This window comes from Actinomadura monticuli, from assembly GCF_041463655.1.
GTDB lineage: Bacteria > Actinomycetota > Actinomycetes > Streptosporangiales > Streptosporangiaceae > Spirillospora > Spirillospora monticuli.
In genome coordinates this window covers 140,940-163,232 of the sequence record NZ_JAXCEI010000014.1, presented here as the reverse complement: position 1 = coordinate 163,232, position 22,293 = coordinate 140,940, and the positions used below count along the sequence as shown (strand labels likewise).

Below are 22,293 nucleotides of genomic sequence, written 5' to 3'. Positions count from 1 at the left end.
CCTCAGCCCCGCTTGCGGAGGACGTCGGGTTCGAGGTAGATGAGGCGGGCGATGGGGACCGCCGCGCGGATGCGGGCCTCGGCGTCGTTGATGGCGTCGGCGACCTCGCGGGCGTCGTCCTGGAGGTCGACGGCGATCTTGGCGGCGACGAGCAGCTCGTCCGGGCCGAGGTGCATGGTGCGCATGTGGATCACCGAGGGGACGTCGCGGCTCTCCACGATGGCCTGCCTGATCAGGCGCACCTGCTCGGGGCCCGCCGACTCGCCGACGAGCAGGCTCTTGACCTCGGTGGCCAGCACGATCGCGATGGCGGTGAGCAGCACGCCGATGGCCGCGGTGCCGACGCCGTCCCAGACGCCGTCGCCGGTGATGAGGGTGAGGCCGACGCCGGCCAGCGCGAAGACCAGGCCCGCCAGCGCCCCGGTGTCCTCCAGGAGGATCACCGGCAGCTCCGGCGACTTGGACCGCCGGACGAACTGCACCCAGTTCGACCGCCCCCGGACCCGGTTGGACTCCTTGACGGCGGTGCGCAGCGCGGTCGCCTCCAGGGCGAGCGCGACCAGCAGCACGGCGATCGGCACCCACTGCCACTCGTCGATCGGATGCGGGTCGCGGATCTTGTGCCAGGCCTCGTACAGCGCGAACAGCCCGCCCAGGCTGAACAGCACGATCGCGACGAGGAAGGCGTAGATGTAGCGTTCGCGCCCGTACCCGAAGGGGTGCTCCTCGGTCGCGCGCCGCTCGGCGCGCTTGCCGCCGATGAGCAGCAGCGCCTGGTTGCTGGAGTCGGCCACCGAGTGGATCGCCTCGGCCAGCATCGAGGACGACCCCGTCAGCGCGAACGCGACGAACTTGGTGACCGCGATCCCCAGGTTCGCGCCGAGCGCGGTGAGGACGGCCCTGGTGCTTCCTTCTGCGCTCACGGACTCCCCCGTCGTCTGTACCGCGCAAGACTACAGTTGTAGCAGCGCGGTGCGGGCCACGAGGCGGGCGGTGCGTGCGCGCTACGCGACGGACGCAGGTGCACCTCGACGGCGAGCGCGTGCCGCGGATCGCTTCAGGACCAGCAGCGGCAGGACCACGGCCGAGGTCGGCGGGCGGCCGGTCCGGCGGCCGCCTGCCGGATCACCATTGGCCGGCCTCCTCGGTGATGCGCCGCACGGGACGTCCGTCCACGAGGTCGTAGCGGTTCATGAAGGCGAGCGGCGGCGAGTACACGTGGACGCTGACCGCCGGGGCGGAGGAGACGTTGCGCACCTCGTGGACGTAGTCGGCCCCGAAGGCGCGCGTGCCGCCGGCCGTCACCGTCCGGACCGCGCTCAGGTCGGCCTCCTCCAGGGCGCCGAGCGCCACCGCGAACGCGCCGCGCGAGCCGCCGTGGTCGTGCAGGCCGGTGCTCTGGCCGGGCAGCCAGCTGATCAGCCAGATCTCCCGGTCGCCGTCGCGGTGCAGGCGCTCGTACCAGCGCCCCTCCGGGCTGAGCCGGACGCGCGGCAGCCACTCGCCGGAGCGCTCGGCCAGATCCGCCGCGGCGGCGGCCAGCGTGCTGCCGGTCGGGGCGATCGTGCTCGTCGTCATCTGTTCCCTCTCCTGGTTCGCCGGATGCTGCCGTGTGCGTCACTCGGACGGGGCGGGGCGACACAGGCCGCTCGCCAGCCGTCCCAGGTCGACGTGCGGTCGCGTCCACAGAGAGGGCCCCGGGTTCATGCCTCCAGCATGCCGAGTATTACCTACTTAGTCAATCGGAATTGTACTAAAAGAGGGGTCGCCGCCGTCGGGACATGCGGGCCGGGCGGCTCACCGGCCGCGCCGTGATCGTGCCCGGCTGACCGGTCACGGCTGGGGTGCGGGCTCGGGATTGTCCAGGAGCCGCAGCTGGGCGGCCTGGAGCCGGTCGGCGATGAGCTCGGTGAACCGGCGGGTCAGCTCGTAGCCGAGCGAGGGGTCGACCGCGCAGAGGGTGCGGATCAGCCGGCCGTCGAACTCGATCGCCCGGACGTCCGTCAGCGCCGTCGCGCCGAAACGCCACCGGTACGGGCGGAACAGCCAGGACCAGCCGAGGGCGGCGCCGGGCCCGAGCGTGTCGACGACGACCGGCCCGCGCTCGGGCACGCGCAGATCGAGGGCCACCGATCCGTCCCGGACGAGCCAGAACCGCTCCGCCGGCTCGGACTCGGCGATGATCCGCCGGCCGGCCGGGAACTCGGCGGCGCGGGCGCCGGTCGCCAGCCTCGCCAGGTCGGCGCCGCGCATCCCGTGCAGGAACGCCTCGCGCGCCAGGTCCTCCGCGGTGATGGTGTGCACCGGTCCGCCCCCGATCGTGGTCGAAGTTTCACGCACCCTCCATCCCACCCTCCGCGTGACCGGCGACACAGGGCCGAAGGGCCTTTCGCGGCGGGACCTCCGCCCGCCGCCCGGCTCCGCCCGGCGCGAATTCGGGACCTTGGTCCCTTGGACGACGGGACGTCCGATGCGTGTGGACGCGGCCGGGTTGCGGGTAACGTGCAATCCGTCAGCGACGAGGGTGTGAGGGACGAGGTCATGGGCGGCGACGCAGTGCAGACGATCCGGGTGTTCCTGCTGGACGACCACGAGGTCGTCCGCCGCGGGGTGGCCGCGCTGCTGTCCGCCGAGGACGACATCGAGATCGTCGGCGAGGCCGGCACCGCCGAGCACGCGCTGGCGCGCATCCCCGCCGCCCGTCCCGACGTGGCCGTGCTGGACGTCCGGCTCCCCGACGGCGACGGCGTCAGCGTCTGCCGCGAGATCCGCTCCCAGATGCCCGACCTGGCCTGCCTGATGCTGACCTCCTTCGACGACGAGGACGCCCTGTTCGAAGCGGTCATGGCGGGCGCGTCCGGATACGTCCTCAAGCAGATCCACGGCTCGGACCTGGTCGGCGCCGTCCGCACCGTGGCCACCGGCCAGTCCCTGCTCGACCCCCGCTCCACGGCCCGGATGCTGCAGCGCCTGCGCGACCGGCAGGAGAAGCAGGACCCGCTCAAGGGCCTCACCGAGCAGGAGCGCCACATCTTCGACCTCATCGGCGAGGGCCTGACGAACCGGCAGATCGGCGAGCGCCTCTTCCTGGCCGAGAAGACCGTGAAGAACTACATCTCCAACATCTTCGCCAAGCTCGGCATGAGCCGCCGCACCCAGGCCGCCGCCCTCGCCGCCCAGCTCAAGGCCGACCGCAAGGACTCCCGGGGCTAGGACCGTCCGGCCGGGCCGGGCGGCGCGCGCTCCGCTCCCCGGCCGCTCCAGGAGTCGTGGCGTCTCCGCGGGGCATGGATGAAGATCACGAGACCCTCGGCCGTGAGAGGCCCGCCGGTCGCGGCGCGGGTGAAGTCGACAGGAGGCAGGCGATGACGACGGCTCTCGCGCCCTACCGCAGGCCCGCCGAGGACGTCGTCCGCGACCTCGGCGGCGACGCGTCCCGGGGGCTGGCCTCGGCGGAGGCGGCCGCCCGGCTGGAGCGGGACGGGCCCAACACGCTGCCCGCCGCGCGGGGGCGCGGCCCGGTGCTGCGGTTCGTGCTGCAGTTCAACAGCCCGCTCATCTACGTGCTGCTGGCGGCGGCGCTGGTCACGGGGCTGCTCGGCGAGCACGTGGACGCGCTGGTGATCCTCGGCGTGGTGATCGTGAACGCGGTCGTCGGGTTCGTCCAGGAGTCGCGCGCGGAGAAGGCGCTGACCGCGCTGGCGGCGATGGCGCGAACGACGGCGGTGGCGGTCCGGGACGGGGCGCCGGTCCGCGTCCCGGCGGCGGACCTGGTGCGCGGCGACCTGGTCGTGCTGGAGGCCGGCGACAAGGTCCCCGCCGACCTGCGGCTGCTGCGCACCGACGAGCTGGCCGTGGACGAGTCGGCGCTGACCGGCGAGTCGGTGCCCGTCGCGAAGGACCCGGCGGCGCTGCCCGAGGTGGCGCTCGCCGACCGCACCGGCATGGCGTTCTCCGGGACGCTCGTGACCGCCGGCGCGGGCGCGGGCCTGGTCGTCGCGACCGGCGCGGACACCGAACTCGGCGGCATCGACCGGCTGGTGCAGACCACGACGACGGTGCGGACGCCGCTCACCCGCAAGATCGCCCAGTTCAGCAAGGTCGTGACGGTCGCGATCCTGGCGCTGGCCGCGCTCACCTTCGTGATCGGGATCCTGCGCGGCCGGGACGCGACGGAGATGCTGACCGCCGCCGTCGCGCTCGCGGTCGGCGCGATCCCCGAGGGGCTGCCCGCCGTCGTGACGATCACGCTCGCGCTCGGCGTCGCCCGGATGGTGCGGCGCGGCGCCATCGTCCGGCACCTGCCCGCCGTGGAGACGCTCGGCGGCACCACCGTCATCTGCAGCGACAAGACCGGCACGCTCACCCAGAACCAGATGACGGTCACCGCGATCACCGCGGGCGGACGCGACTACACCGTCACCGGCACCGGCTACGCCCCGGACGGCGCGATCGAGCGGGACGGCCGCGCCGTCGACCTCGCCGAGCACCCCGTCCTGCGGGAGACGCTGCTGACGGGGCTCGGCTGCAACGACGCGCGGATCGCCGAGAAGGACGGCCGCTGGCTGATCACCGGCGACCCGACCGAGGGCGCCCTGGTCACCAGCGCGGCCAAGGCGGGGGTCGACCGGGTCGCGCCGCGCACCGCCACGCAGCCGTTCAGCGCCGAGCGCCGCTACATGGCGACCCTGCACGAGGACGGCGCCGTCTACGTCAAGGGCCCGGTCGAGCGGATCCTCGAACTGTGCGACGACGCCGCCGGCCCGGACGGCGCACCGGTCGCCCTCGACCGGGCCGCCGTCACCGCCCGCGCCGAGGCCTACGGCGCGGACGCCCTGCGCGTGCTGGGCTTCGCGCGCGGGCGGGCCGGCTCGCTGGACGAGCTTCCCCGGCTCACGTTCCTCGGCCTGCAGGCCATGCTGGACCCGCCCCGCCCGGACGCCGCGGACGCCGTCCGGACCTGCCACGACGCCGGCATCCAGGTCAAGATGATCACCGGTGACCATGCCGCGACCGCCGCCGCGATCGGCGCCCGCGTCGGGCTGGAGGGCGAGGTCATGACGGGCGCCGAGCTCACCGGCGAGCTGTCCCCCGAACGCCTCCACGCGACCACCGTCTTCGCCCGCGTGTCCCCCGAGCAGAAGCTCCGCCTGGTCCAGGCGCTGCAGAGCTCCGGGCACGTCATCGCCATGACCGGGGACGGCGTCAACGACGCGCCCGCGCTCAAGCAGGCCGACATCGGCGTCGCGATGGGCCGCACCGGCACCGACGCCGCCAAGGAGTCGGCCGACATGGTGCTCACCGCCGACGACTTCACCTCCATCGAGCGGGCGGTGGAGGAGGGGCGCGGCGTCTTCGACAACCTGGTGAAGTTCATCGTGTGGGCGCTGCCGTCCAACATCGGGCTCGGCCTCGTCCTCGTCGCGGCGATCGTCGCCGGGACCGCGCTGCCGATCCTGCCGCTCCAGGTGCTGTGGCTGAACATGACGGCGGTGCTCGTCCTCGGCCTGCCGTTCGCGGTGGAGCCGAAGGACGAGCACATCATGCGGCGCCCGCCGCGCGACCCGGCGCTGCCGCTGCTCACCCGCGCGATGACCGCCCGGATCCTGGTGGTCTCGGGGATCCTGCTCGCCGGCTCCTTCGGCCTCCAGCACTGGGAGCGGGGGCACGGCGCGTCCCCGGAACTCGCGCAGACGATCGTCGTCAACGTGTTCGCGCTGACGCTGCTGACCTACATGTTCAACTGCCTGTCCCTGGACCGTCCGCTGCTGTGGGGCGGCGTCCGCCGCAACCCGTGGGTCGCCGCCAGCGCCCTCGCCCTGCTCGCGCTGCAGGCGCTCTACACCTACACGCCCTTCATGAACGACCTGTTCAACTCGGCGCCGCTGGACGCCGCCGCCTGGGCCCGCATCGCGGTCATCGCCGTCGCGTCCTACGTCGTGGTGGAGGCGCTGAAGTTCGTCCAGCGCCTCCGCTGAACCGGGTCGTTCCTCACGTACCGGTCTCGGCGGCGGACGCGTCCGCCGGGCGGAGCTCCGCCGCGACGCGCCGGAGGAGCACGCCGAGGACCTCTTCGGCCTGGGCGGGGTCGAAGTCCTCGCCCAGGCGCTTGCGGACGCCGTCGTCGCTGAGCCGGTGGTGGACGTCGGGCGTCACGTCGTGCCGGGCGAGGCAGCTGCGGGCGCATTCCAGGGCGCAGCCGTCGATCGCGATGATCGGGCGTCCGCCGGTGGCCTTGCGGACCAGGCTCCGCACGTCGCCGCCCACGCCCGCGATGCAGGACATCTCGGCGACACCGCGGCGGTCCAGCTGGATCGCCAGCCAGTTGGTCATCTGGGCGGCGCTGGAGCAGCCGGAACACGAGTAGACGAGCGGGAGTTCGCGGCGGTCTGTCATGGGTTCCCCCTCAGGTACTGGGCAGGGCGGTGGCGATGAGGACGATGCCGACGGATCCGGCGAGCGAGGCGATGGCCATGGCCCGCGCGAACGACGGGTGCCGGGAGCTGGCCCAGCCGTGCACGCCGGCGACGGCGAGGACGGCGCCGAACAGCAGCAGCTTGGCGGCGAGGATGCGGCCGTAGCCGGGCTGGACGAGCGACTCCCAGGTGACGCCCTTGTGCCAGGCCATGGCGACGCCCGTGGTGATCTGCACCGGCAGGAAGACCGCCCCGGTGAAGATGCCGAACCGGCGGCCGACCTCGCGCGCCATCCCGGTGTACTGCTCCGCGGCGAGCTTCTTGCGGGCGAGCGGCAGCAGGACCAGGGAGATGGTGAGCTGCCCGCCCACCCACAGCGCGGCCCCCGAGACGTGGAGGAAGCGGACGACGGACCACCAGGTCATCGCGTCACCTTCAGGATTCCGTGGGCGCCGGATTCGCCGTGGCGCATGTCGTGGTCGACGAAGGGATAGTGGCCCGCTTCGGGGACGACGGTCTCCACGAAACCGCCCTGACCGGGTGCCAGATCCAGGATCTGCGCGCCGCCCGGGTCGCCCTTGCCCAGCAGGTAGGCGCCCTCCTTGTAGACGGTGTCGAACTGCGCCCCCACGATATGGAACGCGCTACCGGAGGAAGGGCCGGCGTCCACCACCCACACCCGCACCCGCTCACCCGTGCGGGCGGTCAGCGGAGCATGGTCGTAACCGGCCGCCGTCCCGTTGAACATCCACCCGTCCGGGCGGCCCTCCCGCATCTTGGCCACCTGAGCCTCCGACCCGGGCTGCCCCAGGTACAACTCGCCCTGCACCAGGACGTACTCGCGGTCGACGCGGGGCAGGTTCGGCGGGTCGATGACCACCGCCCCGTACATGCCGTTGGCGATGTGCTGCAACATCGGCATCGTCGAGCAGTGATACAGCCACGCCCCGGCGTGCTCTGCGGTGAACCGGTAGGTCAGCCGCTCCCCCGGCTGGATGGTGCGCATGGGCACGTCCGGGGCCAGGCTGCCGGCGTGGAAGTCGATGCCGTGCCCCATGGCGGTGTCGTTGACCAGGGTGATGACGAACACGTCGCCGACCTTGCCGCGCAGGACAGGGCCCGGGACGCTTCCGCCGAACGTCCACATCGTCTGCCGGACACCGGGAGCGACTTCGAGCTGCCGGTCGGTGGCGCGCAGTTCGAGCCGGTGCTCCTTCGCGCCCGGGGCGGGCTTGAGGGCGGCGTCGTAGGGCTTCCAGCCCGCCGACGGGTGCGCCGACAGGTCGAGTTGCCCGGTGCCCATCGCCTGGTGGTCCATCGGCGGCGCGGCGGACGCTGAATGCGCCGCATGCGCGCCGGAAGCCTTGATCTGCATCGTCATCCCGGCCGCACGGTGGCCGGGGACCGTGCACCAGCCGTCGATCGTGTCCTTCACCTCCGGGAGGGTCAGCGTCGCCGACTCCCCCCGACCCAGCATCGGGGTGGCCTGCCCGGACTCCAGCCGCAGATCGTGCCGCATCGCGTCCTTGTTGGTCACCCGCAGCACCAGCCGCGTGCCGGGCTCGGCCTCGATCGTCCCCGGACGGATACGCATGTCCACCAAACTCACCTCCACCACACGCGTCCCCGACGCCGAAACCGTCCGTACGGGTGCCTCGGCCTGGCCGCTTGCCGCGAACACCACCGCGAGGGCGGTCAGCAGGCAGCCGGCGGCCGCGCCGGCGACCGGCGGGGAGAAGCGCAGGCCCAGCGGCCGGACGACGGCGAAGGCGGCGGGCGCCACGAAGGCCGCCAGCGCGAGGAGCAGCAGGACCCAGCCGGTGCGCGTCAGCCATCCGGGGACGGGCAGGGCGAGCAGCGGCACCGCGACGTTGGTCATGCCGAGGCGGAGCGTCCAGCCCCGGTCCGGCATCGCGGGGAGCAGGAAGGTGAGCGCGCCGAGGAGGGTCTGGCCGACGAACCCGGCGAGGATGAACGGCATCAGCGGCTCGACGCCCTGCGCGACCTCGGCCGGCGGGCGGGTGGCGACGACGGCCAGGTCGGCGGCCAGAGCGACGAGGAACCAGCCGGTCCCGGCGGCGAGCGTCCAGGCGGCGGGGGTGCGCGGGCGCCGCCGCCGGCAGGCGCGGGCGAACGGGACGAGTGACAGCGCCGCCCCCGCCGCGTAGAGCAGCAGGCCGGCGAGCGCGGCCCAGCGGGCGTTCGCGACGAGGCCGCCCACCGCCACGGCGAGTCCCGGCACGGCCAGGCGCAGGGAGACCCGGGCGATCGCGGCGGTGCCGTCGGTGATCCGGGTGCGCAGCACGGCGGGCCAGAGGGTGAACAGCGTGCCGAGCGCGGCCAGGCCGACCCAGCCGAAGAGGTTCGCGTGGATGTGCGCGGCCTCCAGGCGCAGATGCCACATGGCGGGGGCGCGGCCCGACGCCATCCAGCCGCCCAGCGTCCCGCCCGCGACGAGCGCGAGTCCCGAGCAGGCGTACCAGGGCACCAGGTGGCGGAACCGGCCGGGCAGCGCCCCCCGCGACCGGACGATCAGCACGGCGACGTGCGCGCCCACGGTCCCGACGACGAGCACGGCGCCGGCCGTCGCCAGCCCCGGGTGGCCGTTCGTCGCGCCGCGCAGGACGGCGGCGACCCCGGCGTTCAGGGCGGCGAGCCGCGCCGCCCGCCACCACGCGGGCGGGGCGGGCAGCCGCAGCAGCGCGGTGGCGTAGTGGTCCGTCCAGGTGACGATGGCGTTGGTCGCCGCGCCGAGCAGGAACACGTGGATCAGCAGCCACTGCGGAGCGGGCAGATGGTCGCGGGCGACCACGGCCAGCGCGGTCAGCACGAGCCAGCCGAGCACGACCGCGTTCGCGGCGGCATGCCAGGACCCGCGCGGACGATTGACGATCACGCACCCAGAGTTCCGGCCGGTCGCGCGGCGCCAGGAGGGCCCAAGGTCCCGTCCTTGGTCCCCGCCGCGCGGGACCTTCGACCCTGGGTCGCCGGCACCGGCGGACGGGAGCCTGTGGTGGCACAGCGGCAGCACAAGGAGGTGCGCCATGCTCCATCCGTTCGCGACGCGCGTCGGGGTCCGGCGCCTGGTGACGGCGGCCATCGCCGCGCCGTCCGTCCACAACACCCAGCCGTGGCTCTTCAGGCTCGACGAGGACGCGTCCGTCCTGGAGCTGCACGCGGACCTGGACCGCAGGCTGCCGGTCATCGACCCGCGCGGCCGGGCCCTGCACCTGAGCTGCGGCGCCGCCCTGTTCAACCTGCGGGTCGCGATCCGGGTGACCGGGCACCGGCCGGTGGTCGAGCCGTTCCCGGACGCCGCGCGCGAGCCGGCGCTGCTGGCGTCCGTCCGGGCCGTCGACGCGACGATGCCGTCGCCGGTCCAGTCCGAGCTGTACGCGACGATCCCGCACCGGCGCACCAACCGGCAGCCGTTCGGGAAGAGGCGGGTGCCGCAGGTCGTCCGGGACGAGCTGATGGCCGCCGCCCGCGAGGAGGGGGTCGCGCTGAGCCTCCCCGGCCCGCAGACCACCGCGTACCTGCTCGGCATCATCGCGGCGGCGGACGCGAACCTCGCCGCCGACCCCGCCTACCTCGACGAGCTGGCCCGCTGGACGCCGGACCGCGCCCGCGGCGACGGCATCCCCTGGTACGCGTTCGGCCCGCGGCCGACCGGGCGGGGACTCCCGGTGCGCGACTTCGGCCTGGCCGGGCCGCTCGCGGGCCGCGAGGCCGACGACTTCGCCGCCCACCCGCAGCTCGGCGTCCTGCTCACCCGCGGCGACGGCCCGCAGGACTGGCTGCGCGCCGGGCAGGCCCTGCAGCGGGTGCTGCTCACCGCCGCGCGGCGCGGCGTGTCGGCCTCGCCGATGACCCAGCTCCTGGACGCGCGCGGCGACGCGACGACCGATCCCCGGCCGCACGGCCACATCCAGTCGGTCATCCGGTTCGGCTACGGGCCGCTCGTGCCCGGCACGCCCCGCCGCCCGTTCCCCGAAGTCCTGGAACGCGTCTGACCCCGCGACTCGACTACGAACCCGCGACTACGAACCCGCGAGAACGAACCCGCACATGGAAAGGCGAACGATGCCCACACTCGTCCAAGAGTTCACCGACGTGTTCCGCACGGAGCACCGAGGTGTCCGCGACCTCCTGCTCGACCTGGTGGAGGCGTTCCGGCTCCGCGACACCGAGCGGGTGCGGGAGCTGGTCGCGGCCGTCGACGCCGCCACCGGCCCGCACTTCCGCTACGAGGAGGAGTCGATGTACCCGCGGCTCGTCGCCATCTTCGGCGCCGAGTACGTGGCCAAGCTGCTCGCCGACCACGACGGCGCGATCCGCAACGTCCGGCGGCTCTACGAGCTCGCCGAGCACGACCGGCTGACGCCCCGGCAGGCCGAGACCGGGATCGAGCTGACCCGGGCGATCCTCCCGCACGTGAGCGACTGCGACGGGCTCTCCATCATGGTGGAGACCCTCCCGGAGGACACGGTCGACACCATCCTGACGACCCGGCGCCACGCGCGCGCCGCCGGCCTGGGCCTGCTGACGTGGGCGGCGACCGCGCGGGAGCGGGATGTCTGAGCCGGAGACGCCGCGCATCGTCCAGGGCGGCATGGGCGCGGGCGTCTCGGGGTGGCGGCTGGCGAGCGCCGTCGCGCGGACGGGGCAGCTCGGCGTCGTCTCCGGGGTCGCGCTGGACGCCCTGCTCGCCCGCGGCCTGCAGGCCGGGGACGAGGGCGGCCACCTGCGCCGCGCGCTCGCGCACCTGCCGCTGCCGGGGGTGGCCGAGCGCATCCTGGACCGCTACTTCGTGCCCGGCGGGATCGAACCCGGACAGCGGTTCCGGCCGGTGCCGAAGCTCGGCCTGCGGCCCAACCGGACGCGGGACGAGCTGACCGTCGCCGGGAACTTCGCCGAGGTGTGGCTCGCCAAGCGGGGGCACGGCGGCCCGGTCGGGATCAACTACCTGGAGAAGATCCAGCTCGCCACCCCGGCCGCCGCCTACGGGGCGATGCTCGCCGAAGCGGACTACGTCCTGATGGGCGCGGGCATCCCCAGCGAGATCCCCGCGCTGCTGGACGCGCTGGCCGCCGGATGGCCCGGCCGGGTCACGGTGACGGTCGCGGGCGCCGAGGAGGGCCGCCGGTTCTCGTTCGACCCGGCGTCGCTGGGCGGGTCCGGGGCCGAGGCGGCCCGGCCGCGGTTCCTGGCGATCGTGTCGTCGTCCGTCCTCGCCATGTACCTGCACCGGTCGCCGATCACCCGCCCGGACGGGTTCGTGCTGGAGTCGGCGGTCGCGGGCGGGCACAGCGCGCCGCCGCGCGGGCGGCTGCGCCTGGACGAGGCCGGCGAGCCGGTCTACGGGCAGCGCGACCGGATCGACCCGGCGAAGGTCGCCGCGCTCGGCCTGCCGTTCTGGGTGGCGGGCGGCTACGCGCGGCCCGGGACGCTGGCCGAGGCGCGCGCGGCGGGCGCGGCCGGCATCCAGGCCGGCAGCGTCTTCGCGCTGTGCCGGGAGTCCGGCCTCGACCCGGCGCTGCGGAAGGAGCTCGTCGAGCGGGCGCTGGACGGCACGCTCCGCGTCCGCAACGACCCCCGCGCCTCCCCGACCGGGTTCCCGTTCAAGGTGGCCGCGCTGCCCGGCACGCTCTCCGAACCGGACGTGTACGCGCGGCGGCCCAGGCTGTGCGACCTGAGCTACCTGCGGACCCCCTACCTGAAGGAGAACGGGACGGTCGGCTACCGCTGCCCCGCCGAACCCGTCGACGCCTACGTCCGCAAGGGCGGGACGGCCGAGGAGACGGAGGGGCGCCGCTGCCTGTGCAACGCGCTCGTCGCGAACATCGGCCACGGCCAGCACCGTCCGGACGGCTACGTCGAGCCGCCGCTGCTCACCCTCGGCCAGGACCTCGGGTTCCTGCCCGACCTCGTCCGGACGACCGGCGGCGACTACTCCGCCGCCGACGCCGTCGACTACCTGCTGCGGACATGAGAGCCCCCGGAGCCATGAAGCAGATACGCGTCCCGCGCCACGACACCGCCGACCGGCCGTTCATCGTGATCTGGGAGGCCACGCAGGCGTGCCCGCTGGCGTGCCGGCACTGCCGCGCCGAGGCCCGGCCCGACCGGGACCCGGGCGAGCTGGGCACGGCCGAGGCGTTCGGCCTCATGGAGCAGGTGGCCGCGTTCGGGAGCCCGCCGCCGATGTTCGTCATCACCGGCGGCGACCCGTTCCAGCGGCCGGACCTGTTCGACCTCGTCCGGCACGGCACCCGGATCGGCCTGCCCGTCGCGGTGTCCCCGTCGGGCACGCCGACGCTCACCGAGGCCGGCCTCACCGGGCTGCGGGACGCGGGCGCGCGGGCGATCTCGCTGAGCCTGGACGGGTCCGGCGCGCGCGTCCACGACGACTTCCGCGCCACGCCCGGGGTGTACGGCTGGACGCTGGACGCCTGGCGCACCGCCCGCGACCTCGGCCTGAAGGTGCAGATCAACACCACCGTCACCGGGCACAACCTGACCGACCTGCCGGAGATCGTGCGGGTCGTCCACGCGATGGGGGCGCTGACGTGGAGCGCGTTCCTGCTCGTCCCGACCGGGCGCGGCAGGCTGCTGCCCGGCCTCGACCCGCACCAGGTCGAGGACGTCCTCAACTTCGTGTACGACGCGGGCGCGCACATCCCCGCCCGGACGACGGAGGCCCACCACTTCCGCCGGATCGCCGTCCAGCGGGAGATCCTGCGCCGGCACGGCGACGACCACGTGGCCGCGCTCGGCCTGGGCCCGCTCTACGCGCGGCTGCGGGACCGGCTCGCCGAGCTGGACCTGCCGGTGCGGCGCGCCCGGCGCCCGCCCATGGACGTCGGCTCGGCGCGCGGGTTCGTGTTCGTCTCGCACCGCGGAACCGTCCACCCCAGCGGGTTCCTGCCCGTCCCCGCGGGCGACGTCCGCCGCGAGCGGCTGACCGACATCTACCGGACCTCGCCGCTGTTCACCGGCCTGCGCGACCCCGCCAACCTCACCGGGAAATGCGGCGCCTGCGAGTTCCGGACGATCTGCGGCGGCTCCCGCTCGCGGGCCCTCGCGACGTCCGGCGACCCGTACGCGGAGGAGCCCTGGTGCTCCTACGCGCCCGGCTCCTTCCCGTATCAGGACGAACTCGCCGCGCACGGCGCCAAAGCGCCCGCATAAGAGCCCGCACGGCCGACATAACCGCCGTGAGCTGGGTAGATGTAAGAACATGTTCGAGATCGAGGACATCCGCGACTGGCGCGGCCGGACGGTGATCGACGCCTCGGGTAGCAAGGTCGGCGAGCTGGAGGCGGTCTACGTCGACACCCTCACCGATCTGCCCGCCTTCGCCACCGTCAAGACCGGTATGCCGATGCGGCAGCGGCTGGTGTTCGCGCCGCTCGACGGCGCGACGGTCGGGCCCGAGTACCTGCGCATCGCGCGTCCGAAGAAGCAGATCAAGAACGCGCCCGCGATCGACCTGGACGGGGAGCTCTTCGCCGGCGACGAGGGCGCCGTGTTCGCCCACTACGACCTGGCCTACGAGGCCGCGCCCGACGAGCGCCGGCTCGCGCGCCGCTGAGCGCCGGCCTCGGGCCGGAAGGGATCCCGCCGTGGCACTGTTCCTGTTCATCCTGCTCGTCGCGGTGGCGCTCGGCATCGTCGGCGTCGTCGTGAAGGGCCTGTTCTACCTGCTCGTCATCGGCATCGTGCTGCTGGTGATCAACCTCGTGCTGACCGGGATACGGCTGGGCCGCCGCGGCCGCTCCCGCCCCGTCCGGTAGGCCGGGCGTCCGGCGGCTCGCCTCAGGCGTTCCGGACGAAGCCGTGCCTGACCAGCAGGTCGGCGAGCAGCCGGCCGGCGCTGGTCAGCTCCCTGCCCATGCCCTTGCATGCCGCGCAGGTCTCCTCTTCGGGCTCGGCGGGGCGCGCGCGCATGTGGTCGTCGATGGCCCGGTCCACCGCGGCCACGATCGCGGGCTCACCGGGCTCACCGGGCGCGCCCGGCGCGCCGCCGGGGGCGCCGCCGGCCGCGCCTGGTGCGACCGCGCGCAGCTCGTGGGCCCGGCGCGCCGCCTGGGCGACCGCGACCAGCTCGCCCGCCCGGCGGTGCCACGCCTGCCAGCGCGGGTTCGGCGTCCGGCCCGTCCCCCCGCACGTCCCGCAGTCGTCCTCCAGTGCCGCCGGCAGCCGCGCCCACCGGTCGCCGCCACCGGCCGCATCACCCACCCTCGCCACCCTGCGCCGGTCTCACGCGTCGCCGTCCATGCACGTCCCCAAGTCTCGGCACGTCCCGAAGTCTCGGGTCCCGCCTCCACATACGCACGCTGACCTCGCCGGGTTCGGTTCCGGCGCGGCCGGGCGGGCGCAGTTAGAGGCGGGCGCCGCCGGGTAGCCCGTAGCGCGACGGCCGGACGTGCCGGCGAGCCAATCGACATCGGGGGCGGAGATGAGCAGGCCCGAGGAGAACGCGCCGAAGACCGACGACACCGACCGGGACGCGGTGGAACCGGACGGCGGCCCGGACCGGGAGGCCCAGCGGCGCGAGGGCGACCGCACGGAGCTCGGCGCCGAACTCGCGGACAAGATGGCCGAGAAGGGGCTGTCGCGGGACGACTTCAGCGAGTCCTGAACCCGCGCGGGACCGTTCCAGCGGCTCCCGCCCGCGCGACGCGAAGCCCCGGCCGCGCAGGCCGCGGGCTGGCGTCGTGCCGCGCCTGAACAGGTCCGCGCGGCACGGCGGGCCTTGCCCTCCGAATGTTTGCGTTAACCACGGCCACTGTCAAGTGGTGCGCGGGCGAGCACCCGGGTTTGCTGTGCGTTTGTACGACTTTCCGGGCCAACCGCATTGCGGGGCCGGAGACGGTTGACGAGCAGGTTGGTAACGCTAACAATCGGTGAACGGGTCCTCCCGGGCGCGGGGTCACGGTTGTGGCGCGGCGGGCGGCGGACTCTTGACATGGCAGTGTGACCGGTAACAGTGTGTCCCGGAACACCGGCACCACCCCCGAGGTGAGACGTGAAGCGCAAGAAGATCGTCAGCCTGGCGCTGGGCCTCGGCCTCGCGTTCGGCATGACCGCGTGCGGCTCGACGCAGAAGACCGTCGACAAGGAGAAGGCCGAGAAGAAGCCGGCGGCCGGCGCCCTCATCGGCGTCACGATGCCGACCCGCTCGTCCGAGCGCTGGATCCACGACGGCGACAACCTGAAGAAGCAGCTGGAGCAGCTCGGCTACAAGGTCGACCTCCAGTACGCCGAGAACGACATCCCCACCCAGGCCAACCAGATCGACAACCAGATCACCAAGGGCGCCCGGCTGCTGATCATCGCGTCCATCGACGGGACCGCGCTCACCACGCAGCTGCAGAAGGCGGCCGACAAGGACGTCCCGGTCATCTCCTACGACCGGCTGATCCGCAACTCCCCGAACGTCGACTACTACGCCACCTTCGACAACTACAAGGTCGGCGTGCAGCAGGCGACGTCCCTCCTCGTCGGCCTCGGGCTGAAGAAGGAGGACGGGTCGGAGGGCACGGCGAAGGGCCCGTTCAACATCGAGGTGTTCGCCGGCTCGCCCGACGACAACAACGCGACGTTCTTCTACAACGGCGCGATGGACACCCTGAAGCCCTACCTCGACAACAAGACCCTGGTCGTCAAGAGCGGCCAGAGGGACTTCAAGACCATCGCGACGCTGCGCTGGGACCCGGAGCGCGCGCAGAAGCGCATGGAGGACCTCCTCACCCGCTCCTACGGCGGCGGGACGAAGGTGCAGGGCGTCCTGTCCCCCTACGACGGCCTGTCCATCGGGATCCTGTCGGCGCTGAAGTCCAGCGGCTACGGGACGCCCGGCCAGCCGTACCCGATCGTGACCGGCCAGGACGCGGAGGTCGCGTCGGTCAAGTCGATCATCGCGGGCGAGCAGTACTCGACCATCTACAAGGACACGCGGCAGCTCGCCTCGGTCACGGTGAAGATGGCGGACGCGGTGCTGAAGGGCGGAAAGCCCGAGGTCAACAACACCAAGGACTACGACAACGGCGAGAAGGTCGTGCCGTCCTACCTGCTCAACCCCGTGATCGTGAACAAGGACAACTACAAGAAGGAACTCGTCGACACCGGCTACTACACCGACGCCCAGCTGAAGTAGCGCACGGACGGGCGGGCGCCCGCCCCACGCGGCGGGCGCCCGCCCGGCCCGGAGGAGGACCATGACCGACGCGATCCTGCGGATGCGCGGCATCACCAAGACCTTCCCCGCGGTCAAGGCCCTCCAGGACGTGAACCTGGAGGTGCGGCGGGGCGAGATCCACGCGATCTGCGGCGAGAACGGGGCCGGCAAGTCGACGCTGATGAAGGTGCTGTCCGGGGTGTACCCGCACGGCGACTACAGCGGCGACATCGAGTTCGAGGGCGAGCCGTGCCGGTTCTCCGGCATCCGCGACAGCGAGCAGCGCGGGATCGTCATCATCCACCAGGAGCTGGCGCTCAGCCCGTACCTGTCGATCGCGGAGAACATCTACCTCGGCAACGAGCGCCGGGGACGGTTCGGGCTCATCGACTGGAACAGGACCAACGCCGACGCGGCCCGGCTGCTGAAGCGGGTCGGGCTGGACGAGAACCCGGTGACGCCGGCGATGGACCTCGGCGTCGGCAAGCAGCAGCTCGTGGAGATCGCGAAGGCGCTGTCGAAGCGGGTGAAGCTGCTCATCCTGGACGAGCCGACCGCGGCGCTCAACGACGCCGACTCCGCGCACCTGCTCGACCTGCTGCGCGGCCTGCGCGACGAGGGCATCACCTGCGTGATCATCTCGCACAAGCTGAACGAGATCCGCGCGATCGCCGACTCCACCACCATCCTGCGGGACGGCCGGACGATCGAGACGCTCGACATGGCCGGCGGCGTGTCCGAGGACCGCATCATCTCCGGGATGGTCGGCCGCGACCTCGAGCACCGGTTCCCCGACCGCGTCCCCGACATCGGCGAGGAGGTGCTGCGGATCGAGGACTGGACCGTCCACTCCCCCACCCAGCACGGCCGGGTCGTGGTGGACCGCGCCGCGCTCACCCTGCGCCGCGGCGAGATCGTCGGGCTCGCGGGCCTGATGGGCGCGGGCCGGACGGAGCTGGCGATGAGCGTGTTCGGCCGCAGCTACGGCACCGGGATCAGCGGCCGGATCTACAAGGACGGCAAGGAGATCTCGGTCCGCACCGTCACCGACGCGATCCGGCACGGGATCGCCTACGCGACCGAGGACCGCAAGACCTACGGGCTGAACCTCATCGAGGACGTCAAGCGGAACGTCTCCGCCGCCGGGCTGCGCGGCCTGGCGAGGGCGGGCTGGGTGGACGACAACCGCGAGTACGAGGTCGCGGAGCGGTTCCGCAGGGAGATGAACATCAAGGCGCCGAGCGTCCTGTCGGTGACGGGGCAGCTGAGCGGCGGCAACCAGCAGAAGGTCGTCCTGTCGAAGTGGATCTTCACGGACGCGGACGTGCTGATCCTGGACGAGCCGACCCGCGGCATCGACGTGGGCGCCAAGTACGAGATCTATTCGATCATCAACCGGATGGCCGACCAGGGCCGGGCGGTGCTGGTGATCTCGTCCGAGCTGCCGGAGCTGATCGGGATCTGCGACCGCCTGTACGCGATGGCCGGCGGCCGGATCACCGGCGAGGTGAGCCGCGCGGACGCGACCCCGGAGCGCCTCATGCAGCACATGACCCAGACCGAGGAGACCAGAGCATGAGCAGCGTCGCGTCGGCCGACAAGGCCGTGTCACCGCCGCCGGCGGAGAAGCCGGCGCAGGGCCGGGCACTGCCGGTCAACCTGCGGCAGAGCGGGATCTACATCGCGTTCGGGCTGATCGTGGCGCTGTTCGCGGTGCTCACCGGCGGGCAGCTGCTGTCCCCGCAGAACATCTCCAACATCATCGTCCAGAACTCCTACATCCTGATCCTGTCCATCGGGATGATCCTGATCATCATCGGCGGGCACATCGACCTGTCGGTGGGGTCGGTGGTGGCGGTGACGGGCGCGATCGCGGCCGTGCTGATGGTCGAGCACAACGTGCCGTGGCCGCTCGCGGTGCTGCTGACGATCCTCGCCGGCGCCGCGATCGGCGCCTGGCAGGGGTACTGGATCGCCTACTTCGAGATCCCGGCGTTCATCGTGACGCTGGCCGGGATGCTGGTGTTCCGGGCGCTGACGCTGACCGTCCTCGGCAACCAGGGCATCGGCCCGTTCCCCGACGAGGTGCGGACGATCGCGAACGGCTTCCTGTCCGGCTACCTCGGCAACATCGGGCTCGGGCCGCTCGGCGGCGCCGACCTGTTCACGCTGCTGGTCGCGCTGGCCCTGGTCGGCGGTTACGTCGCCTTCGGCTGGCGGAACCGGCAGGGCCGCATCGGCTACGGGCAGAAGGTCGAGCCGCTCACCGTCTTCGCGCTGAAGAACGCCCTCGCCGTGGTGGTCGTCATGTTCATGGCCGTGCAGCTCGCCCGGTTCAAGAACATGCCGTGGGTCCTCGTGCTGCTGGGCGTGCTCGTCCTCGGCTCCACGCTGGTGATGAACCGGGCCGTGTTCGGACGGCACGTCTACGCGCTCGGCGGCAACCCGCTCGCGGCGCGGCTGTCCGGCATCAAGGTCAAGTCGGTGTCGTTCTGGCTGTTCGTGAACATGGGCGTCCTGTCGGCCATCGCCGGGATCGTGTTCGCCGGGCGGCTCAACCAGGCGGGCCCGACGGCCGGGAACATGTTCGAGCTGGACGCGATCGCGGCGGCGTTCATCGGCGGCGCGGCCGTGCAGGGCGGCGTCGGCAAGGTGATCGGCGCGATCACCGGCGGCCTGATCATGGGCGTGATCAACAACGGCATGTCGCTGCTCGGCGCACCGAGCGAGCGGGTCATGCTGATCAAGGGGCTGGTGCTGCTGGCGGCGGTCGCGTTCGACATCTGGGCGAAGCGGCGCGCCGGGACGTCGCGCTGAGCGGGCCGCCGGGGACGGGGGACGCGGTAGGTTCCGAGGTGACATGACCGCCACGCCACCACCGGCCCGGCCCGGGCTCCGCGACGTCGCCCGGCTCGCCGGGGTGTCCCACCAGACCGTGTCGCGGGTGTTCAAGAACCATCCGATGGTCAGCCCGAAGACCCGGGACCGGGTGCTGGCCGCCGCCGCGCAGCTGGACTTCCGGCCCAACGCGGCGGCCCGCGCCCTCGCCACCGGACGGTCCCGGACGCTCGGCGTCGTCAGCTTCGACACGGCCCTGTTCGGCCCGGCGTCGATCATCGCGGCGATCGAGCGGACCGCCCGCGCGGCCGACTTCTTCACCAGCGTCGCGAGCCTGGAGTCGCCGGGGCACGGCGCCGTCGCCGGGGCGGTCGACCGGTTCCGCGACCAGGGCGTGGACGGCATCATCATGATCCCCGGGCACGTCCCGCCGGACGAGGCGCTCCGGCACCTGCCCGGCGACCTGCCGACCGTCCTGCTCGGGCCGGAGGCCGCCGTCCCGACCGTCAGCGCCGACCACTACCTGGCGCCGCGGGAGGCGACCCGGTACCTGCTGGAGCTCGGGCACCGGACCGTCCACCACCTGCCGGGCCCGGCCGACTGGTCGGAGGCCAACGAGCGCACCCGCGGCTGGCGGGACGCGCTCGTCGAGGCCGGCGCGGACGTCCCCGACCGCGCGCCCGGCGACTGGAGCGCCCGGTCCGGCTACGAGCGCGGCCGGGAGCTCGCCGCCGACGGCGACGTCACGGCCGTGTTCGCGGCCAACGACCAGATCGCGCTCGGGCTGCTGTGGGCGATCCACGAGAGCGGCCGCCGGGTGCCCGACGACGTCAGCGTGATCGGGTTCGACGACATCCCGGAGGCGGCGTTCCTGACGCCGCCGCTCACCACCGTCCGGCAGGACTTCACCGCCCTCGGCCGGCACTGCGTGGAACTGCTCATCGCGCAGCTGACCGGGGGCGAGGCGGACGCGCCGAAACTGGTCCCCAGCCGCCTGATCGTCCGCCGCAGCACCGCCCCCGCCCGCTGACGATCAGCGCGGCGGCTCCGTCAGCACCTGCACCAGGGCGGTACCAGGTCACCGCCGCGGGCGACGGGAGCTTCGAGCACCAGCCGCTGCGCGCCTCGCCGCCCGGAACGGTCGAGGTCGGTGCCGTCGGCCGGACGTCCGGCCGCAGCACCACCACCACCAGCTACACCCTGCCCGGCCCTACGTCCCCGCAGTGAGGCGGAGGGCGCGGAGGCGGTGCATGATCTCGCCGTCGGCGAAGTGGTCGTGCAGGGAGCGGTAGATCGCGTAGAGGGAGTCGTAGGCGTCGGCGCGAGCCCGGTCGGGGACGTAGGCGGACGGCACCCGGCGCCCCATCGAAGCGGCGGCCGAGGTGATGTCGGGGTGGGCGCCGGCGGCGACGGCGGCGTGGATCGCGGAGCCGAGGGCCGGGCCCTGGGACGACCCGATCACCGACAGCGGGCGGCGCAGGACGTCGGCGTACACCTGCATCAGGAAGGCGTTCTTCAGCAGGCCGCCCGCGACGACGAACTCCTCGACGGGGACGCCGGACGCCTCGAACGTCTCCACGATCATCCGGGCGCCGAACGCGGTGGCCTCGATGAGCGCCCGGTAGACGTCCTCGGGCCTCGTGGCGAGCGTCTGGCCGACGATCAGGCCGGACAGGTCGTGGTCGACGAGGACCGAGCGGTTCCCGTTGTGCCAGTCGAGTGCGACGAGCCCGTGCCGTCCGACCGGCTGGGCGGCGGCGAGTTCGGTGAGGTGCTCGTGCACGGTCCGCCCCTCGGCGGCGGCGACCTGGTTGTAGTAGGCGGGCACGCAGTTGTCGACGAACCAGGCGAAGATGTCGCCGACGCCGGACTGCCCGGCCTCGTAGCCCCACAGGCCGGGCACGATGCCGTCGGCGACGACGCCGCACATGCCCGGGACCTCGGCGAGCAGGTCCGACGACATGACGTGGCAGGTGGACGTCCCCATGATCGCGACCATCTGGCCGGGCCGGACGGCGTCGGCCGCGGCCGCGGTGACGTGCGCGTCGACGTTGCCGACCGCGACGGCGATGCCCTCGGGGAGGCCCGTCCAGGCGGCCGCCTCCGCGGTCAGGGTCCCGGCGAGGCCGCCGAGGGGCGCCAGGTCGTGGCCCAGCTTGTCCGGGAAGTCGGCGAAGCCGGGGTGGAGCCCGGCGAGGAACGCGCGGGACGGGTACCGGCCGTCCTGGTAGACGCCCTTGTAGCCGGCCGTGCAGATGTTGCGGGACTCGGTGCCGGTGAGCCGCCAGACGATCCAGTCTGCGGCCTCGATCCACCGGTCGGCCTCCGCGTACAGCCCGGGGTCCTCTTCGAGGAGCTGCAGGCCCTTCGCGAACTCCCACTCCGAGGAGATCTTGCCGCCGTAGCGGCGCAGCCACGGCTCGCCGCGCTCGGCGGCGAGGGCGTTGATCCGGTCGGCCTGCGGCTGCGCGGCGTGGTGCTTCCACAGTTTCGGCCACGCGTGCGGACGGTCGGGGTAGCGCTCGCAGAGCGGCGTGCCGTCGGCCGTCGCGGGCAGGATCGTGCAGGCGGTGAAGTCGGTGCCGACGCCGATGACCTGAGACGCCGGGACGCCCGCGACGGAGAGGGCCTTCGGGACGGCGTTGCGCAGCACGTCCACCCAGTCCTCCGGCGCCTGGAGGGCCCAGTCGGGGGCGAGGCCGGCGCCGGACGGCAGCGCCTCGTCGATCACCCCGTGGCCGTACTCGTGCACGCCGTCGCCGAGTTCGGCGCCGTCCCGGACGCGGACGACCACCGCCCGCCCCGACAGCGTGCCGAAGTCGACCCCGACGACGTACCGCTCGTCCCCGCTCATGC

The 22,293-nt window shown here is 73.2% G+C and carries 22 protein-coding genes; 13 read left to right on the top strand and 9 right to left on the bottom strand.

The genetic code is table 11. From position 1 onward, the window contains the following. Window positions 1-2: 2 nt before the first annotated feature. The 4 genes from SM611_RS28355 to SM611_RS28340 all read right to left on the bottom strand — a co-directional run bounded on the left by SM611_RS28355 (window position 3) and on the right by SM611_RS28340 (window position 2,340). Complete coding sequence (locus SM611_RS28355; RefSeq protein WP_371953299.1) at window positions 3-923, bottom strand: cation diffusion facilitator family transporter; 921 nt, start codon at window positions 921-923, stop codon at window positions 3-5. A gap of 202 nt (window positions 924-1,125) precedes the next feature. Beyond that, entirely contained in the window at window positions 1,126-1,578 is a 453-nt protein-coding gene (locus SM611_RS28350; protein WP_371953297.1) for a cysteine dioxygenase, read from the bottom strand. 39 nt (window positions 1,579-1,617) lie between these two features. After that, window positions 1,618-1,707 (bottom strand): putative leader peptide, encoded by a 90-nt coding sequence (locus SM611_RS28345; protein WP_371953295.1) that lies wholly within the window; start codon window positions 1,705-1,707, stop codon window positions 1,618-1,620. Window positions 1,708-1,833: 126 nt separating this feature from the next. Beyond that, the gene (locus tag SM611_RS28340; RefSeq protein WP_371953293.1) at window positions 1,834-2,340 is read right to left on the bottom strand and encodes a cyclic nucleotide-binding domain-containing protein; all 507 of its coding nucleotides are present in this window, start codon (window positions 2,338-2,340) and stop codon (window positions 1,834-1,836) included. A 201-nt stretch (window positions 2,341-2,541) separates the two neighbouring features. Between SM611_RS28340 and SM611_RS28335 the strand changes: the two genes are divergently transcribed. Together SM611_RS28335 and SM611_RS28330 are read left to right on the top strand one after the other, a co-directional pair. Further along, entirely contained in the window at window positions 2,542-3,213 is a 672-nt protein-coding gene (locus SM611_RS28335) for a response regulator transcription factor (RefSeq protein ID WP_371953291.1), read from the top strand. A gap of 152 nt (window positions 3,214-3,365) precedes the next feature. Next, a complete protein-coding gene (locus SM611_RS28330; RefSeq protein WP_371953289.1) occupies window positions 3,366-5,978 on the top strand; it encodes a cation-translocating P-type ATPase in 2,613 nt (870 codons plus the stop codon). Window positions 5,979-5,991: 13 nt separating this feature from the next. On the opposite strand, the gene SM611_RS28325 is transcribed toward SM611_RS28330, so the two are convergent. From SM611_RS28325 to SM611_RS28315, 3 genes are read right to left on the bottom strand one after another with little or no spacing between them, the layout of a single operon-like run. Then, a complete protein-coding gene (locus SM611_RS28325) occupies window positions 5,992-6,396 on the bottom strand; it encodes a putative zinc-binding protein (RefSeq protein ID WP_371953288.1) in 405 nt (134 codons plus the stop codon). Between the two features lie 10 nt (window positions 6,397-6,406). Continuing rightward, window positions 6,407-6,841: a hypothetical protein gene (locus tag SM611_RS28320; RefSeq protein WP_371953286.1), complete on the bottom strand. Its 435-nt coding sequence runs from the start codon at window positions 6,839-6,841 to the stop codon at window positions 6,407-6,409. Further along, a complete protein-coding gene (locus SM611_RS28315; RefSeq protein WP_371953284.1) occupies window positions 6,838-9,312 on the bottom strand; it encodes a multicopper oxidase domain-containing protein in 2,475 nt (824 codons plus the stop codon). The genes SM611_RS28320 and SM611_RS28315 overlap by 4 nt, the downstream gene beginning before the upstream one ends. 148 nt (window positions 9,313-9,460) lie before the next feature. Here SM611_RS28315 and SM611_RS28310 point away from each other — a divergent pair, with 148 nt between their 5' ends. From SM611_RS28310 to SM611_RS28285, 6 genes are all read left to right on the top strand, one after another. Then, entirely contained in the window at window positions 9,461-10,429 is a 969-nt protein-coding gene (locus SM611_RS28310; RefSeq protein WP_371953282.1) for an Acg family FMN-binding oxidoreductase, read from the top strand. 70 nt (window positions 10,430-10,499) lie between these two features. Then, complete coding sequence (locus tag SM611_RS28305) at window positions 10,500-10,997, top strand: hemerythrin domain-containing protein (protein ID WP_371953280.1); 498 nt, start codon at window positions 10,500-10,502, stop codon at window positions 10,995-10,997. Next, window positions 10,990-12,408, top strand: a complete 1,419-nt coding sequence (locus tag SM611_RS28300; RefSeq protein ID WP_371953279.1) for a nitronate monooxygenase — start codon at window positions 10,990-10,992, stop codon at window positions 12,406-12,408. Before SM611_RS28305 ends, SM611_RS28300 begins: the two co-directional genes overlap by 8 nt. 14 nt (window positions 12,409-12,422) lie before the next feature. Further along, window positions 12,423-13,607 (top strand): TIGR04053 family radical SAM/SPASM domain-containing protein, encoded by a 1,185-nt coding sequence (locus SM611_RS28295; protein WP_371953277.1) that lies wholly within the window; start codon window positions 12,423-12,425, stop codon window positions 13,605-13,607. Between the two features lie 49 nt (window positions 13,608-13,656). Then, window positions 13,657-14,010, top strand: coding sequence for a PRC-barrel domain-containing protein (locus SM611_RS28290; RefSeq protein ID WP_371953275.1), 354 nt, complete (start codon window positions 13,657-13,659; stop codon window positions 14,008-14,010). 31 nt (window positions 14,011-14,041) lie between these two features. Beyond that, on the top strand, window positions 14,042-14,212 hold the full coding sequence (locus tag SM611_RS28285; RefSeq protein WP_371953273.1) for a hypothetical protein: 171 nt from the start codon (window positions 14,042-14,044) through the stop codon (window positions 14,210-14,212). A gap of 22 nt (window positions 14,213-14,234) precedes the next feature. Here SM611_RS28285 and SM611_RS28280 read toward each other — a convergent pair whose 3' ends face one another. Further along, window positions 14,235-14,657 carry a hypothetical protein gene (locus tag SM611_RS28280; protein WP_371953271.1) on the bottom strand — a complete coding sequence of 141 codons (423 nt, stop codon included), beginning with the start codon at window positions 14,655-14,657 and terminating at the stop codon, window positions 14,235-14,237. A 220-nt stretch (window positions 14,658-14,877) separates the two neighbouring features. On the opposite strand from SM611_RS28280, the gene SM611_RS28275 reads away from it, so the two are divergent. The 5 genes from SM611_RS28275 to SM611_RS28255 all read left to right on the top strand — a co-directional run bounded on the left by SM611_RS28275 (window position 14,878) and on the right by SM611_RS28255 (window position 20,467). Continuing rightward, window positions 14,878-15,060 carry a hypothetical protein gene (locus SM611_RS28275; protein WP_371953269.1) on the top strand — a complete coding sequence of 61 codons (183 nt, stop codon included), beginning with the start codon at window positions 14,878-14,880 and terminating at the stop codon, window positions 15,058-15,060. Window positions 15,061-15,447: 387 nt separating this feature from the next. Then, window positions 15,448-16,578, top strand: coding sequence for a multiple monosaccharide ABC transporter substrate-binding protein (gene chvE / locus SM611_RS28270; protein ID WP_443112147.1), 1,131 nt, complete (start codon window positions 15,448-15,450; stop codon window positions 16,576-16,578). A gap of 61 nt (window positions 16,579-16,639) precedes the next feature. Next, window positions 16,640-18,178 carry a multiple monosaccharide ABC transporter ATP-binding protein gene (mmsA, locus tag SM611_RS28265; protein WP_371953267.1) on the top strand — a complete coding sequence of 513 codons (1,539 nt, stop codon included), beginning with the start codon at window positions 16,640-16,642 and terminating at the stop codon, window positions 18,176-18,178. After that, entirely contained in the window at window positions 18,175-19,416 is a 1,242-nt protein-coding gene (mmsB, locus tag SM611_RS28260) for a multiple monosaccharide ABC transporter permease (RefSeq protein WP_371953266.1), read from the top strand. Before mmsA ends, mmsB begins: the two co-directional genes overlap by 4 nt. Before the next feature lie 43 nt (window positions 19,417-19,459). Further along, window positions 19,460-20,467, top strand: a complete 1,008-nt coding sequence (locus tag SM611_RS28255) for a LacI family DNA-binding transcriptional regulator (protein WP_371953265.1) — start codon at window positions 19,460-19,462, stop codon at window positions 20,465-20,467. Between the two features lie 180 nt (window positions 20,468-20,647). On the opposite strand, the gene araB is transcribed toward SM611_RS28255, so the two are convergent. Then, a complete protein-coding gene (gene araB, locus SM611_RS28250) occupies window positions 20,648-22,291 on the bottom strand; it encodes a ribulokinase (RefSeq protein WP_371953263.1) in 1,644 nt (547 codons plus the stop codon). Window positions 22,292-22,293: the final 2 nt, after the last annotated feature.